Below are 16,256 nucleotides of genomic sequence, written 5' to 3'. Positions count from 1 at the left end.
AATTCTGCGCTAATCCTTGCCGGCGATCAGATTATCTCTGTGTGTTGCTGGTCGATGGGGAATGTGATCTTGAACAACGACCCTTTGCCCGGTTCGCTTTGCAGCTCGACCTGCCCATTGAGTTTCTCCACAGCCTTCTTCACGATGTAAAGACCAAGCCCGTTGCCCTTGGAGCGTTCGTTGCCGCGAAAGTACATATCGAAGATGCGTCCTTCATATTGCTTCTCGATGCCCTGACCGTTGTCTTCCACTTCCAGAATAATTTGCCCGTCCACATCGTGTGCCCGCACTTTGATGAAGGGTTCATGAGGCATGCTAAAGAAGATGGCGTTCTCGATCAGGTTCTCGATCACAATCTTCACCATGGCCGGATAGGAGAAGAACGATTGTTTCAGGTCCACGTCGCACAACACGGCAATGCCTTTTGTTCGCAGCTCGTCGGCAAAGCTATCGCACACGTTGTTCACGATTTCCCGAACAAACACTTCCTTATATACCAGTTGCTGTGCGCCCACGTCGCTGATAGACTGCAGTTTGATCAGCATCTTGTCGAGGTTGTTGGCCGTTTCTCTGACCTTGGCAAACAGCTCGAGCGCGTTGGGATCTTTCACCGTAATTTTTGCCACTTCGGCTAGTCCCATAAACGTGGTGAGTGGCCGACGAAAATCATGCGACGACCGGTAGAAGAACGTGTCGAGCTCCTTATAGGCCTGACGCAACGCCAACGTACGATCCTCTATTTTAACTTCCAGGTTTTTGTTGATTTGAGCAATGGTTTGATTGGCTTCAATCAGCTCTTCCGACTGGGCCTGAATCTCCTCCTTTTGTTCCAGCATCTCAAAATTTGCTTTGCGGATGCGCGTGGCGTGCTGGTAGGATTTGTAGGCCAAAATGGAGATGAGGATAACAACCACCAGTCCCGAGAAAATAAAGATATTTTGCTGTTCGATGCGCGACCGTTGCAGCTCAATTTTGTTGGATTGAATTTCCTTCTCCTGGTTCAAAAAGGATATCTCCTGGTTCTTTTGCTCCATCTGATACAACGCCTGCATCTCGGCCAGCTTCAACGCATTGTTTTCGCTGTAGATGGAATCGTGCATGGACTGGTAGCGCTTTCGGTAGTCAAGGGCTTTCTTAAAGTCATTCTTCGATTCGAAGAGCGACGAAAAATAGAGCAGGTTGTTCATCAGCAATACTTTCGAGCCTGTGGCCTTGGCAAGCGCATTGGCTTTCTGCAAATATTCCTCCGCTTCCTTGTAGTGTCCCGACTTGGCGTAGAGCTGACCGATCTGGTTGTAGGAAATACTAAGTCCTTGTTTGTTGCCAGCCTGCTCGTCTATCTTCAAGGCACGCAACTGATAGGCCATGGCACGGTCGTATTGCCCGATGTCTTCGTAGACCAGGGCGATGTTAAAAATGCAGGCCGCCACGCCGGCTTCGTGATGGATGCGCTCGCGAATAGCCAGCGATTTTTGCAACAGCACAAGGGCCTCGTCGTATTCTTTCTGTTGATAGAGCAACACCCCCATCACGTTGTAGCTATTGGAAATGCCATGCTCGTCTTTGATCTCCTGTCGCAGCTTCAAAGACTTCTCCATGTAGGCATAGGCCTGCGGAAAGTTCAGCTGGTTTTTGTAGATCCATCCGATCTCGCTATAGAGTTTGGCCGTTTCGAAACGCACGCCACTGGGCTCCACAATGCGCAACGCTTCGAGGTAATACTTCAGGGCCACATCGTGTTGTCCGAGTTCTCCATACACTTCGCCCAGCCGATTGTAGACACTGGCCAGCAACGGGGGTTGCTCCTTTCGCTTCAAGATCTCCATGGATTTGAAAAGTACTTCCAGCGCTTGTATGTAGGCGCCCTCGTCATAGAATGCTTCTGCCTGGATCTTATAGCAGGAAAGCATGAGGTATTCGCTTTTCCGTTTTACGGCAACCGCGCACCCCTTTTCCAGGTATTCCCTGGCGAGATCATAGCGGATCATGTTGCGATAGATGTCGGCAAAGGCAAACCAGACTTCGGCCATGCCTCGCTCGTCACCAACGCGCACGTAATACTCCAGGGCCTTTTTGAAATACACTTCTGCTTCTTCGTTCCTCCATTGTATCACAAACAGGCGGGCCATGCTTTTATAGGCAAAGGCGGTATACAATTCGTTCGGACTTTTCTCCAGCACCCGAATGGCTTTTTCATAGTAGATGAGGGCGGAGTCGTAAGTGGATAGCGAACGATAGGCGTTGCCTTTCATGATGAAACAATAGGCCAGCATATCATCTTCTTCGCTGTTTAAATCTTCAGCCTCCCGGTAATATTTCATGGCGTTCTGAAACTCGCCAAACACCGTGGACTTGTAGCCCATGAGTGTGAGGGCTCTTTTCCGGCCACGCTCGTAGTTTGCTTTAACGGCCATGTCGTTGGCCTGAGAGGCATAGCGAAACCCCTCGTTCACATCGATGTCGTAGATATAGGATGAGAGATTGTTGAGGGCATCGGTACGTTGCCTGTCATTCATAGCGTTGGCCAGCACTTGTTTGAGGCTGTCCATAGCCGGCTGCGCGCGAACCGCTTGGGCCAGGCACAGCAAACCAATCAAAAGGATTGAGAAACGCCTCACGCTTAAATATTAAAACCAAAACTTAACCAGTCAATTTAAAGTATTTAGCCCACACATCACCCCCGTTGCCCATAATTAATTAACCGTAGCCGTTGACACCTGTGCCGTGGCAGGATTCCATTGTGTCACCGGTAAATCTCCTGTATGGGCGGAATTTATTTTGTAGTTTTGATGAATCTGTTAAAACTCTCGTGTCCTGAAAAGCAATTTCAGAAACGGCATATTCCTACACTAAGCACTAAACCTTAACCCCTTATGAACAATCGAAAAGTTATTCTCTACGTCGTCGTGGGCATCATTGCACTGTTTGTGGTGATGAGCATCTCCTCCAGCATCTTCTACACCATCGGGCCCTCCGAACGGGCCGTCATCTTCTACAAATTCGGCGTGGGTCTAGACAAAGACAATATCATTGAGCAGGGCTTTCACATGAAAGCTCCCTGGAACGACTTGTATGTGTATAGCGTCAACGAAATGTCATCCGACGAGAACATGGATGTGCTCGACAAGAGCGGACTCTCCATTCACGTCGACATCACCGTGCGCTATAATCCTATGCCCGACAAGGTGGGCTACATACAAGAGAAGTTCACGAAAAACTACGTAAACGTGTTGGTCATTCCCGAAGTCCGGTCCACGGTTCGTCAGGTGATGGGACGCTACACAGCCGAAGAAATCTACTCCACCAAAAGAGCTGAAGTAGAAACCGCTATCCGCACGGAAACCGAAAAAATCCTTCACCAGAATTTTGTTAATGCTCCCGCTGTCCTCATCCGTTCCATATTGCTGCCGGAGCAAATCAAGGGAGCGATTGAAAATAAACTCCAGCAGGAACAAGAAGCACTGGCCTATCAGTTCCGCCTGGATAAAGAAAAAAGCGAAGCCGAACGCAAACGCATCGCCGCCGAAGGGGAGTCGAGAGCCAACAACATCATTAACAATAGCTTGACAAACAATCTGCTGAAGATGAGAGGCATCGAAGCCACACTGGAATTGTCGAAATCACCGAATGCCAAGGTCATCGTGATTGGCTCGGGCGGCGACGGCATGCCGTTGATCCTGGGAAATAATTGACAAAAACACATTTTTTAATGCATTCTTTTCTCAAACATGGCCGAACCCTGTATATTTAAAACTTGTGTTATAAATCCATAGAACATGTCTAAAACTGCTGAACTGATCATTGACGGAAAGTCATATGTGCTGCCCCTTGTAGAGGGAACGGAGAACGAAGTCGCTATTGATATTAGCGAATTACTGGACAAAACAGGGGCTATCACCCTCGACCTGGGCTACAAAAATACGGGCGCCACCAAAAGTGCCATCACCTTTTTGGACGGCGACAAGGGGATTCTGCGCTACCGCGGCTATTCCATTGAAGAACTTGCTGAAAAATCAAACTTCCTGGAAGTAGCCCACCTGCTCATCTTCGGCGAGCTCCCCACACAGCCGCAGTACGACAAGTTCAGCCACGACATCAAAACACACACACTCGTTCACGAGGACATCAAGAAAATTCTGGATGGGTTCCCCTCCACCGCGCACCCCATGGGCGTGCTGGCTTCCTTGTTCTGCTCACAGACCGCCTTCTATCCCGAATCGCTTGACCCCAACCGTTCGGCCGAAGGCGTATACCTCAGCATCGTTCGCTCACTTGCCAAGATGCCTACGTTTGCCGCCTGGGCCTACAAGAATGCCGTTGGTCACCCGGTGAACTATCCCGACAACAAACTGGACTATTGCTCACGCTTCCTGAAGATGACGTTCTCACTTCCGGCTGACGAATACGAAGTAGACCCTGTGGTTGCTAACGCACTGGATAAGCTCCTGATTCTCCACGCCGATCACGAACAAAACTGCTCCACCTCCACGGTGAGAATTGTAGGCTCATCCAAAGCCAGCATCTACTCGTCAATCTCCGCCGGCATCAACGCCTTGTGGGGGCCCCTTCACGGCGGCGCCAACCAGGAAGTGATTGTGATGTTGGAAAACATCCGCAAAGACGGCGGCGACACCGAGAAATGGATCAACAAAGCCAAAGACAAAAACAGCGGCTTCCGCCTCATGGGCTTCGGACACCGCGTTTATAAAAACTTCGATCCCCGCGCCAAGATCATCAAAAAGGCCGCAGACGATGTTTTGAAAAAACTCGGCGTGAACGACCCCGTGTTGGAGATCGCGCAAAAGCTGGAAGAAGCAGCCCTGAAAGATCCCTACTTCGTAGAACGCAAGCTCTATCCCAACGTAGACTTCTACTCGGGCATCATCTATCGCGCCCTTGGCATTCCGGTAGACATGTTCACCGTAATGTTTGCTATGGGCCGTCTGCCCGGCTGGATCGCACAGTGGAAAGAAATGCGTGAGAACAAAGAACCTATCGGTCGCCCACGCCAGATCTACACCGGCGCCACATTGAGATCGTATTCCGACATCACAAAACGATAGTCATACTTTCAAACCGCTACCGGCTGCAGGACTTCCTGACGGTAGCGGTTTTTATTTTCAAACACACTGCTCCCTCCTAAACCCTCAACCCTCATGGACGCTCAACTCTTTGCCACCGCCGTAGACCGCTCGAAAGCATTTACCAAACGCCCCACAAACGAAGAACTGCTCCAACTCTACGGGCTCTTTAAACAAGCCACAGAAGGCGATGCCACCGGCGACCGCCCGGGAGGATTTGATTTCAAAGCCATTGCAAAATTCGACGCCTGGGAAGAACTGAAGGGCAAGACCAAAGAACAAGCCATGCAGGAATATGTGACCCTGGTCGACACACTCCACCAACGCTACGCGTGATCGCGTGAACCTGTTCTATCAACCCCTGCTCCAAGAAGGGATCTACTACCTCGATCCCGACGAGTCGAAGCACTGCACAAAAGTGCTGCGCAAAAAGCAAGGCGACACCATTCGCCTCACCGACGGCCTGGGCTTTTTCTACGCCGCCACCATCACCCAACCCAATCCACAACGCTGCCTGTTCAACGTGGTTGAAAAAACAGCTGCGCCTCAAAAAGACTTTCACCTCCACATCGCCATTTCGCCCACAAAAAATCCCGACCGTATCGAATGGTTTGTGGAGAAGGCTGTGGAGATCGGTGTGGATGCCATCACTTTCGTGGAATGCGATCATACCGAACGCACACACCTGAAAGTTGAACGCCTCGAAAAGCTTTCTGTCAGTGCCATGAAGCAATCCGTGAAAGCGACCCTGCCAAAGCTATCGGGTTTGACTACTTTGCAAAACTTTCTGAACGGCGTGGACGACGCCGCGAAGTTCATCGCCTATGTCGACCACACTAATCCTATTCACCTGCAACAGGCCGCGAAGCCCCACAACAACTACGTGGTGCTGATTGGCCCGGAAGGCGATTTCTCGAAAGAAGAGCTGGACGTGTGTCTGCAAAAAGGATTTCAGAAAGTGAACCTCGGCCCCAGCCGTCTTCGCACAGAGACTGCGGGCATCGTTGCCTGCCACACGCTGAACCTCATTAACACATAAGTGATTTTTTAAACGAGCACGCCATGATTCTAAACTACATCTGGGTTTCATTCTTCCTCATCGCCTTTGTGGTGGCCATTGTGAAGCTGGTTGTGTTTCAGGATGTGGAAGTGTTTCCAAAACTTCTGCAGTCCACCTTCGAAATGGCCAGGACCGGCTTCGAAATCTCCATCTCGCTCACCGGTGTGATGTCGTTATGGCTGGGGCTGATGAAGATCGGCGAACGCGGTGGGGTGATCCCCATTCTATCGCGACTGGTTGGGCCATTCTTCTCCAGGTTATTCCCCGAAATTCCCAAAGGTCATCCGGCGGCGGGATCCATCATCATGAACTTCAGCGCCAACATCCTCGGTCTCGACAACGCCGCCACGCCGCTGGGGTTGAAGGCCATGAAAGAACTGCAGGAAATCAACCCCAGCGAAGACACGGCTTCGAATGCACAAATCATGTTCCTGGTGCTCAACACTTCGGGACTTACCGTTATTCCACTTGCCATCATTGCAGATCGCACCACGCTGGGCTCTGTGAACCCCACAAGCATTTTCATTCCCACGCTCATTGCAACATTCTGCTCCACCATTGTGGGCCTGATCTACCTCTGTGCGCGTCAAAAAATAAACCTGCTCGACAAGGTACTGCTCAGCTATCTCGTTGGCCTCGGTGGTATTGTGCTGTTGGCGGTATGGTACTTTGCTTCTTTGTCGCAAGTGCAGCTACAGGAGCAGTCCACATTGATCACGAGCGTGATCATCACCACCGTTATCGTCTCCTTTTTGGCGTTGGGGTTGCGAAGACGCATCCCCTTGTTTGAGACATTTGTGGAGGGCGCAAAAGAAGGATTCACGACGTCGATCAAGATCATTCCCTTTCTCATTGCCATGTTGGTGGGCATCGGATTCTTCCGTTCTTCAGGAGCGCTCGACTACATCATTCAAGGCATTGCCTGGGGCTTTGGGTTGATTGGCGTTAATACTGACTTTGTGGAAGCATTGCCTGTTGCCTTCCTGAAGCCCATGAGTGGGCAAAGTGCCCGGGGCATGATGATCGAGATTTCCAAGACCTTTGGCCCCGACTCGTTTGCCGCTAACCTCAGCAGCATTTTCAGGGGCTGTGCCGAAACCACATTCTATATCCTGGCCGTGTACTTTGGGTCCGTAAATGTGCGAAAAACGAGGTATGCACTCACTGCCGGACTAATCGCTGACTTAGGAGGGATAATAGCTGCAATTTTCGTTGGTTACATGTTCTTTCATTAAGATATAAAATGATACATTTATTTGTTTAACTGAACCTGGACGTTTAACATTGTTATATGGAAAGAAAAGCGGATATCCAAAAGACCATCTACGATAACGCGAAGAGCCACTTTCTTGGAAACTTCCCCGACTCATTACCCATCGAACAAGCCTATGTACACATCGGCATGTATCTCGGTTGGATCATTGATACCGGACTTTACTCAGAATACTTCGAAGACGAAGCCTCCAATCAGATCTTCCGTTTCAAACGTCGGGAAATTTCATGTACGATCCTCAGCGAAATCTGGGACGGATATCTCGGCTTCGAACTCTTCAGCCGCCAGGGTAACATGTTTACCTATTATTACTATGGCGGTGGACTATACCGCAGCGACTACGACGAAATTCTCGTTAGAACACTACCCTCCATCTACCACGTGACCGATAGCTGGGAGAACTACGAAAAGATGAAGACACGCATCGATATGCGCTTCACGGATTGGAGAAAATTGGTAGGCGGCAACTAATCCCCCCTGTTAACATCTTATTATTTCAAAAGCTTCCCGTTCTTATCTACGGTGTTTTGCTGTGACTCTCCTTTGATGGTCACTTCACCACCGTCTGCTTTGAAGAGAATTTCTTTTGGCACATAACCGAGCTGATAGTTCATGCTCCAGGCCAATCCATCCGAACGATAGATCTTCGCGAGCGTCACCGCATGCTTTCCTTCTTTTGAAGGACGTTCGGCAAACATCAGCACGAAGTAAATTTGTCCATTGGCATCCGAATAGGTGAGCGCTTTGCTGGTGCCAAGGCGCGCCAGTTTGAAGCTGGGCTTATCAACCGGGAACGTAACCTTCACGTCCGGAACACGCGACGGCCGAATGGTATAAAAATATCCGGTCGGGTTCAAGGAGTCGGCATATTGCAATCCCGACGTGAACTTCTCGTCTTGGATGACCAGTGGTTTGAAACGTTCGCACGTTAACGCTGCCACCGCGGGAATAGAATCGGTGCCCACCACAATCCACTGCAATGCGGCCTGCGCCCGGGCAAGTTGATTCTCTTTCTTTTTCTTTTCGCGTTCTGAGTATTCCTTCAACGCCTTCACATAGCTCTTCAGCACCTGCATGTTGTTGTAGGTATTTTTCACAAACATATCATAGTCTTCTGCACGCTTGTCCACATCGTCGCTGCTCAGCTTTGTGCTCATGCTGTCGAGACGGTTCGCATACTTCAATTCTTTCGACAACAGTTTGATGCGGAAATGCACATCGCTTGAGTCGCGCACAGGTTTGTTTTCCAGCAACGCCGAGCGGTATTCGAGATCAGAAATTTTCAACGTGAACACATCCATCGGCAAGGGTTCCGTGTCATACTTCTTCAATTGCTCCATCAACAGTTTATCGATGAGCGACGTCAGGTCATTCTTCACGGAAACGGAATCGTGATTGAGTTTTTCGCGCAGCTTGTTGATCTCAATGTCATACGCCACAAGGTGATCGCGCATCGGAATAATCTCTTTCTCGATCGCCACCTTTGCCCGGTCGGCAAACTTGCGATAATCCCACACCTGCAAATCGTCCTGGAAGAAGTTGCTGAGCGCTGCACCATCTTTTTTAAAGTCCTGAATGTCGCGCAGCGCCAGCGTTTGATTATAGCCTGTGCGACCAATGGTCGTGGTGCTGGATTTATAGTTATCGAAGGCCTTCATGCACGAATCGAAACGCACACCGAGAGTCGTAAGGTTCTTCACAGTGTTTTCGTTCGCCCGCAGATAGAACGCTTTTTCGCTGGGCACACTGGCCTGAATGGTTTTGAAAAGGGCGTTGGATTTTTTGTATAGACTATCTGCTAAGGCAAAGTAATACTTCACCATCTTCACCCGGTCGATACGCTCACGGAGACCTTCCATCTTTTTCTCCAGGTCATATTGAATGTCGGAAAGTTTCACGCCAAACTCGCCCGTCCGCAAATCGCGACGGTTATAGGCCTGATAGTATTCGTCGTTGCGTTTCACCTCTTTTTCGGTGATCGATTTATAGGCCCGGTCATAATACAAGATGGCCGAGTCCATATCGGAAATAGCCCGACGGGTTTGCTTTAGTACGTCGTCTTTGGCAGACTTCTCCTGGAAAATGATGCCCATATAGAGCTGGGCGTTGGGATTGTCGCTATTCTCTTTTAGATACGTTTTCAAAAACGGTTCAGCGGCTTCATACTGTTTGGTGTTCAAAAGCCCCCATATGTCTTTGTATTTCACCTTCTGGCCATAGGCCGACGAAGCAAAAAGCAGGAGGACGAGGAACTTGATGAACGCTACTTTTGTCATGATTAAAGCCGATATTATCTTTCGAAATTAATCAAAATATAGAGATTTGGAGAACCGATTACTACACCTATCGCTATGAAGAACTTACCTGGAAAAGAAAATCTACTAAAAATCTGGCGTACGATACGTCCCTGGGTCACTTTTGCAGCCTTGTTCCTGTTATTGCGGTTCACTGGTGCCCTATCCGGCATTTCGTTCGTGACGGGCAGCGCCCTCCTGAAAACCGGCGCCCTCGATGCCCGCACGGAAGCCCCGGCAGTCGCGAAAACGTTCGACTATGATTTTAAGGTGAGAGACCTCCATGGAAACATCATTGACTTCAACCAATTCAAAGGCAAAACCATATTCCTAAATCTTTGGGCCACCTGGTGCGGGCCGTGCCGCGTAGAAATGCCGGCTATAGACGAGCTCTATAAAAAAATGAAGGACAACGATAAAGTTGTATTCGTGATGTTGTCGCTGGACAAGAGCGAACATTTTTCGAAAGTAGTGAATTTCGTAAACGACAAAGGCTACTCGTTTCCCGTGTTCGTACCCTCGGGCTATTTGCCCAAGCCGTTGCAAGTGCCATCCATTCCCACCACGCTAGTGGTGAATGCAGAAGGAAAAATCGTGACCAAAGAAACCGGCACAACCAACTTCGACACTCCAAAATTCAAAAAATTTCTGGAAACGTTATAATGATCCGGAATGCATCACAGATCATTGACAGCCCACTCGGCCACTTGATTTTCGTAACGGATCTTTGAAAGTCCCTGGCGGGTAAGCTTGATGGTGAACGCGTGACGCTTTCGCGTAGGTGTCACTATTTCCAAAAAGCCCCGGGCCTCAAGGTCCATCTTCACCTGTAAAATTTTCCAGGCCAGGTCACCCTCCAATCGGCTCCCAATTTCCTGATGAGCCTTCTCCAGCAGGTCGTGTAACGACAAGCCTTCCGCTTTTTCGATGGTCGACAGGATAAAGGAACTGAGTGCATCATACTCCTCTTTCACCAACAACACGCCCTCTCTCCTATCGGCTCGAAGTGTGCGAAACACTTCTTCCCGCTTACTTGTATTCTCCATAAAGCTCCAAAATTACCCACTGTAACGAAGCAAGCCACTGCGGAGTAATATTTTTGCATAAACTTTTTTGAAATAACGTTGCCGGAAGGTCGCTAGCATTCCTTGATAAGGGACGATGTCCATCATTACATCAAACTCAGCCAACGAAAGCTGGCAAATCGATTCTGGAGAACGAACACACGCCGGGCGGCCAGCAGCAGACAAATTGCTACTTCCTAGAACTGCTGAGATCAATCACCGCAGACCTGCTTCTATCCGGGTTGATGAGCCTGACATAACGTAAGCAACCAAAGCCGCCATTCAGCAGTATCGCGATCCGCACCATCGTATGCAATGTGCGCTTCGAGGTAGGCACGAATATCGTTTTGAAATAGGCGAACCGAATTGGCATACAGGTCGGCCAGGCAGCATTACCCGTTCCTATCGCGTTAGCTTCTTCCACTATATCATCATAAGATTCGTTATACCGGCTACCCGACATCCTAAACGACCCGGTAGAATCCAGAACGGAAATCTGCATATCAGAATGATTCAGCTGATCGTTGAAAATACAAGTGTCCTTTTGAGGTAGAGAAAGCACTCCCGCATCCACGCCTGTTTGCCCCTTGAAAGCGCTCCAAGGACCAAAGTAATCCGTCACATCAAGCAACAATCTCGGCCACTTGGCACGACTATGCCTCCCCCTCTATTCTGTGGTTTTCAGAACGTGTGGTTACTTTTTCCGACACAAAAGCATGCGCCCCCAGAGCCAACGAAAAAACGACGAGCCGACGAAATATCGTTGGCTCGAAAAAACAAAAGTTGATTTGCAGCGAAAATTCGAATGTTTTCTTTGGCTTCTCATTTGAGAAGGGGGTCATAAAAAAATATGATCACTCACGCTCTTCGTTCACTATTGAAACACAACAGCCGGGTCAACATCCCTGCGTTAGGTGCTATCATCAGACAGCACGACTTTTCTCAGGCGCTGTTCTTCAACCAGTTTATTAAATATGACGATGGACTGTTGCTTCATCACCTCACACGGGTGGAAATGCTCTCGCATGAGGAAGCGCAACAGCTGATTGACCAATTCATCAGCGACCTTCAACAAGGGGTACATACGCATGGAAAATTTCAGATAGACGACATCGGCGTGTTCTGCCTTGTTGAAAACCGCCTGGAACTAATGTCTGAGAAGGACTTCATGTTGAGATCGCCCATCCCTTCTCCAACCATTGTGGTGAACCCCACCGATGTTTCTTATCAACATTATGAGCGCGAAACCCCGGACGACAATTCACCTTATCTCGAAACGGACTATACCAAACCGGCTACGCCACACTTCGTAGTGAGTGACGAACTGGCTCCGCAACAGGTGCTTCCTCCTGCGCCAGAAGATAAGACGAAACAATTTCTTTCTTCCTCCAAAATCAAAAAGCCAACGCTGCTCTTTTTGCTGTCTTCCATAGCACTCATCCTCATCCTGCGAACCAACATAACGCCACCCAAAGTCACACATGAATCCGTCACCGCCGGAACGATGCATGTGTTTTCTCCTGACTCCGCTGATATTGTTCCGAATACAACAGCCGAGCAAAAGTTACCTGAACCAATGCCTGAAACAGCTTCGAGCCCAGCGGCGGCTCCGGAGGAAACTGCGCGACCGACTGTGCCCTCTGAAGAACATATTTCAGGCTACCACATCGTTGTTGGCTCCTTCACACAAGAAACAAATGCAAATCAATTCGTGGAAACACAACAAGCTCTGGGGCACGATGTACGCAAGATTGGGTTTCGTGGCGGCTTCTTCTTCGTGGGATATGGAAGTCACGTGAGCGCCGACAGCATCCAGGAAAAATACATGCAACTGCGGTCGTCCTATCCGGAAGCCTGGATAAACAAATTCTAAAAAAACACCGCACAACAACAGTCTGTCTATGAAAACAAACCTGCTAGTACCACACGAAATACTGACGAGTAAAAAAATACGCGCCACACCCATACGCATCCTTTGCTTACAAAGCATCCTCAAATTCAAAGAGCCTTTCACCATCGATCATCTTATGTCGTCGCTACGATGGCGAACAAAAATCAACGTCGTTGTAGCCCGGCGCACATTGGGTCTGTATGAAAAATGTGGTCTGTTATCCACTACGAAAATCCTTGAGCACTCCGTGTCGACCGACACCAGAAAAAAAATAGAAATCGTCAACTACCAATGGACCGGCTCAGCAAAAACGTCCACCAACAACACAACAATCCTTTAAACCAAAACCAAATCCTATACCTATGAAAACCAGTATTCTACTTCACATCAAAAGTCATCAGGTTGCATTCCGGTTCTATCTCAGACTATAAATGTCTTCGACGATCCCACCGATGTATCTATTCATTTTAATAAGCTTCAAACTTCACTATCACATTTATGGCAAAGCAAAAATACCCCTACTTAGACAAATCCCTTGTCAACATTAAAGGCGAACGTTGGAAAGACATTCCCGGATTCGAAGGTTTTTATAAGGCTTCAAGCCTGGGAAGGATAAAGTCTGTGGATCGCGTTATACCTCATCCGAGATTAAAGCAACAGTTTGTTGCGGGTCGTGTTCTAAGCCAGTCCATCGCAAAAAACAAGAACATCAAAACCGGCGAGCCGATGATTGATCTCCGCGTATCGTTGTCGAAAGAGGGCACGCAGTTTTATTTTAATACACGCCGCGTAATCTACAATACGTTCGTCCGCGAAATTCATTATGAAGACGATGGTTTGTATGTAATCAACAAAGATGGCGACGGCTACAACAACAGTGTAAAAAATCTGAAACTCGTAACCAAAAGCGAAAAGAGCCAACGTGTTTTTATTCGCGAGCGTGCCGATTCATACTTAAAAACAGCCGACCGGTCGCAATGGAAAAACTACGGCGGCTATACCCGTCGTCTGGCCGTGAAACAATACTCCATTGCCGGAAAACTGATGGGGCATTTTGAAAGTATTCGCGAAGCTTCTCAAAAAACCGGCTGTGGACAGAAAGAGATCATTCTCGTGGCGCGCGGCGTGCACCGCCAAACAAAAGGGTATAAATGGCGCTACGCCTGACGGGAAGTATTTCATCCTAATACAAAAAAAACTGGCGAGCCGGAATCGGCTACGCCAGTTTTTTTTATGCAATAACCTTAACGGTCATGCACAAAATGTCGATTGTATCTTCTATTTTAAAGTACTCACATTCGCACCATGACACACGTCTTCTATTTTCAGATCATCCTGTTGCTCGGCGGCATCGCTATCATCGTGTTTCTCACCACCCGGCTCAAAGTCCACCCCTTCTTTGCGTTGTTCATCGTGTCGCTGGCCTTGGGGCTGGGCGCCGGGCTGCCGCCGGCCGATGTGCTCACGGTAATGAAAGACGGCTTTGGGCAGATCATGAAATCGCTGGGGTTCATCATCGTGCTGGGCACAACCCTTGGCGTGTTGCTCGAACAGACGGGAAGGACAACGGTGATGGCAAATTTCATTTTGGAGAAAGTAGGCTCGCGTCATGCTACGTTTGCCATGAGTCTCACAGGGTTTGTGGTGGGCATGCCCATCTTCTGCGACTCGGGGTTCATCGTTTTGAGCGGGCTCAACCAATCGCTGGCACGAAGGGCAGGCCTCACCATCACGTCGCTTGCGGTGTGTTTGGCCACGGGGCTGTATTCTGTTCACTGCCTCATTCCACCACATCCAGGTGCTGCTGCCGCGGCGGGCATCATCGGCGTTGATTTTGGACGGTTATTGTTAACCGGAGTTGTGGTGGCACTGCCCGCGATGCTGGTCGGATACTGGTGGGCGGTGTATGCGGGTAAAGGAAGCCAGATTGATCATCCCGACTCAAACCGTGATGTTACGCCTCATCACAAAGGACCTTCCGTCGCGCTGTCGTTCGCGCCTGTGTTTGTTCCGTTAGTGCTCATTGCGTTGAAATCTTTCCTTGTTACGCCGGATGCCAACACCGTGCCGTTGAAGCTTCTTTCTTTTTTTGGTGACCCATCACTGGCCTTGTTCATCGGTATCCTGCTTTGTTTTGTTCAACGTGAAACTAATGATCGGGCGAAGGTTTCGTTGTGGCTACACGAGGCTGTTGAAAAGTCGGGAAGCATTCTCGTTATCATTGGCGCGGGTGGTGCGTTTGGTCATGTGTTGGCCGCCATGAAGATCGGAGAGCACTTTAGCGAGGTGTTGCCGCTTCAGCATCTTGGCATTCTGTTTCCCTTCCTGCTGACCTTTCTTTTGAAAACGGCGCAGGGCTCGTCTACCGTGGCCATCATCACTGCCGCATCCATTGTCGAACCTTTGTTGCCCGCCCTGGGGCTGGATACGGAAACGGGTCGGCTGCTGAGCGTGCTCGCCATGGGTGGTGGCTCAATGATGATTTCGCATGCTAACGACGCTTACTTTTGGGTGATCTCGAAATTCGAAGCCATTCCGATGAACGCCATGCTCCGTGTCTATTCTATCGCCACCCTATGGATGGGGCTTACCACACTGACGGTGGTATATATCATGTCGCTTGTACTCTAAGTTGTCTCTGAATTTTATGACACCACATGTTGCGGCGAACCCGCGAGGAAGTGCTTTATGTTTTCAACCGTGGTGTTTAATATCCGCGAGCGCGCCTCAAAACTAAGCCAGGCCGTGTGGGGTGTGATGATGCATTGCGGAAGGGACGTTAGTGGATGGTTGGCGGGCGGTGGCTCAGTGCTGAGCACGTCGAGTGCTGCGCCTTTCAGTACACCATTCGTCAAGGCTTGGGCCAGGTCGGCTTCCTGGATGAGTTGGCCTCGCGACGTGTTGATCAGAAAGGAAGAAGACTTCATGCCCGACAGCAAGGCCTTGTTCACAAAACCTTCATTGCTTGACGTGAGCGGACAATGCAACGAAACAAAATCGCTCTCCTTAAAAAGTTGTTCCAGCGAGACCTGCCGGGCAAACGACGACGCACGAGGTGTGGGGTTGTGAAAGATCACCGTCATGCCCAATGCTTCGGCGATACGGGCTGTGCGTTGACCAATTTTTCCAAAGCCAACCACACCAAATGTTTTGCCGCTCAATTCGATCAATGGCTTTTTAGAATAACACCAATCGGTGGCCGACGACCATTCGCCTTGCAATACACTTCGTTGATTCTCTCCCACATGATTGGTAAGTTCCAACAACAATGCAATAGCATGTTGTGCCACCGAGTCTGTGCCATAGCCCGGCACGTTGCACACGGCGACGCCCTTTGCTCTTGCCGCAGCAACATCAATAATATTATACCCTGTGGCGGTTACCGCGATGACCTTCAACTGTGACGCTGCGTTAATCACCGAGGCGTCGATGGGGGTTTTGTTTGTGATGATTACCGTTGCTTTTTCACATCGCGAAACGGTTTCTGTTTTGGCAGTACGGTCGTAGTATTTCACTTCTCCCAACGCGTGGATATCCTTCCAATCCAGGTCGCCGGGGTTGAGGGTGTGGCCGTCAGTTATTACTATCTCCAT

Annotated in this window: 15 protein-coding genes; 11 read left to right on the top strand and 4 right to left on the bottom strand. The window is 49.4% G+C overall.

Annotated features, from left to right (window positions below; genetic code table 11):
• Window positions 1-26 precede the first annotated feature (26 nt).
• On the bottom strand, window positions 27-2,618 hold the full coding sequence (locus tag JI741_RS29690) for a tetratricopeptide repeat protein (RefSeq protein WP_202015880.1): 2,592 nt from the start codon (window positions 2,616-2,618) through the stop codon (window positions 27-29).
• Between the two features lie 255 nt (window positions 2,619-2,873).
• Here JI741_RS29690 and JI741_RS29685 point away from each other — a divergent pair, with 255 nt between their 5' ends.
• The 6 genes from JI741_RS29685 to JI741_RS29660 all read left to right on the top strand — a co-directional run bounded on the left by JI741_RS29685 (window position 2,874) and on the right by JI741_RS29660 (window position 7,885).
• The gene (locus JI741_RS29685; protein ID WP_202015879.1) at window positions 2,874-3,692 is read left to right on the top strand and encodes a prohibitin family protein; all 819 of its coding nucleotides are present in this window, start codon (window positions 2,874-2,876) and stop codon (window positions 3,690-3,692) included.
• A gap of 84 nt (window positions 3,693-3,776) precedes the next feature.
• Window positions 3,777-5,063, top strand: coding sequence for a citrate synthase (locus JI741_RS29680; RefSeq protein WP_202015878.1), 1,287 nt, complete (start codon window positions 3,777-3,779; stop codon window positions 5,061-5,063).
• A 93-nt stretch (window positions 5,064-5,156) separates the two neighbouring features.
• Window positions 5,157-5,417 (top strand): acyl-CoA-binding protein, encoded by a 261-nt coding sequence (locus JI741_RS29675; RefSeq protein WP_202015876.1) that lies wholly within the window; start codon window positions 5,157-5,159, stop codon window positions 5,415-5,417.
• A gap of 4 nt (window positions 5,418-5,421) precedes the next feature.
• On the top strand, window positions 5,422-6,120 hold the full coding sequence (locus tag JI741_RS29670; RefSeq protein ID WP_202015875.1) for a 16S rRNA (uracil(1498)-N(3))-methyltransferase: 699 nt from the start codon (window positions 5,422-5,424) through the stop codon (window positions 6,118-6,120).
• A 23-nt stretch (window positions 6,121-6,143) separates the two neighbouring features.
• Window positions 6,144-7,376: a nucleoside recognition domain-containing protein gene (locus tag JI741_RS29665; protein WP_202015874.1), complete on the top strand. Its 1,233-nt coding sequence runs from the start codon at window positions 6,144-6,146 to the stop codon at window positions 7,374-7,376.
• A gap of 56 nt (window positions 7,377-7,432) precedes the next feature.
• A complete protein-coding gene (locus JI741_RS29660) occupies window positions 7,433-7,885 on the top strand; it encodes a DUF7832 domain-containing protein (protein ID WP_202015872.1) in 453 nt (150 codons plus the stop codon).
• Window positions 7,886-7,905: 20 nt separating this feature from the next.
• Here JI741_RS29660 and JI741_RS29655 read toward each other — a convergent pair whose 3' ends face one another.
• Window positions 7,906-9,690, bottom strand: a complete 1,785-nt coding sequence (locus tag JI741_RS29655) for a hypothetical protein (RefSeq protein ID WP_202015870.1) — start codon at window positions 9,688-9,690, stop codon at window positions 7,906-7,908.
• 75 nt (window positions 9,691-9,765) lie between these two features.
• On the opposite strand from JI741_RS29655, the gene JI741_RS29650 reads away from it, so the two are divergent.
• Entirely contained in the window at window positions 9,766-10,371 is a 606-nt protein-coding gene (locus tag JI741_RS29650; RefSeq protein ID WP_202015867.1) for a TlpA family protein disulfide reductase, read from the top strand.
• Window positions 10,372-10,385: 14 nt separating this feature from the next.
• Here the strand turns inward: JI741_RS29650 and JI741_RS29645 are convergent, their stop codons facing one another.
• A complete protein-coding gene (locus JI741_RS29645) occupies window positions 10,386-10,754 on the bottom strand; it encodes a DUF6958 family protein (RefSeq protein ID WP_202015865.1) in 369 nt (122 codons plus the stop codon).
• Between the two features lie 868 nt (window positions 10,755-11,622).
• Between JI741_RS29645 and JI741_RS29640 the strand changes: the two genes are divergently transcribed.
• From JI741_RS29640 to JI741_RS29625, 4 genes are all read left to right on the top strand, one after another.
• Entirely contained in the window at window positions 11,623-12,645 is a 1,023-nt protein-coding gene (locus JI741_RS29640) for a hypothetical protein (protein WP_202015863.1), read from the top strand.
• A 28-nt stretch (window positions 12,646-12,673) separates the two neighbouring features.
• Window positions 12,674-13,003, top strand: coding sequence for a hypothetical protein (locus JI741_RS29635; protein WP_202015861.1), 330 nt, complete (start codon window positions 12,674-12,676; stop codon window positions 13,001-13,003).
• 158 nt (window positions 13,004-13,161) lie between these two features.
• Entirely contained in the window at window positions 13,162-13,830 is a 669-nt protein-coding gene (locus JI741_RS29630; protein ID WP_202015859.1) for an NUMOD4 domain-containing protein, read from the top strand.
• Window positions 13,831-13,968: 138 nt separating this feature from the next.
• Entirely contained in the window at window positions 13,969-15,294 is a 1,326-nt protein-coding gene (locus tag JI741_RS29625) for a GntP family permease (protein WP_202015858.1), read from the top strand.
• A 14-nt stretch (window positions 15,295-15,308) separates the two neighbouring features.
• Here the strand turns inward: JI741_RS29625 and JI741_RS29620 are convergent, their stop codons facing one another.
• A complete protein-coding gene (locus JI741_RS29620) occupies window positions 15,309-16,256 on the bottom strand; it encodes a D-2-hydroxyacid dehydrogenase (protein WP_202015857.1) in 948 nt (315 codons plus the stop codon).

The sequence above is a fragment of the Chryseolinea lacunae genome (genome assembly GCF_016735595.1).
GTDB classification, from domain to species: Bacteria; Bacteroidota; Bacteroidia; order Cytophagales; family Cyclobacteriaceae; genus Chryseolinea; species Chryseolinea lacunae.
This window is presented reverse-complemented; position numbering and strand designations above follow the sequence as displayed.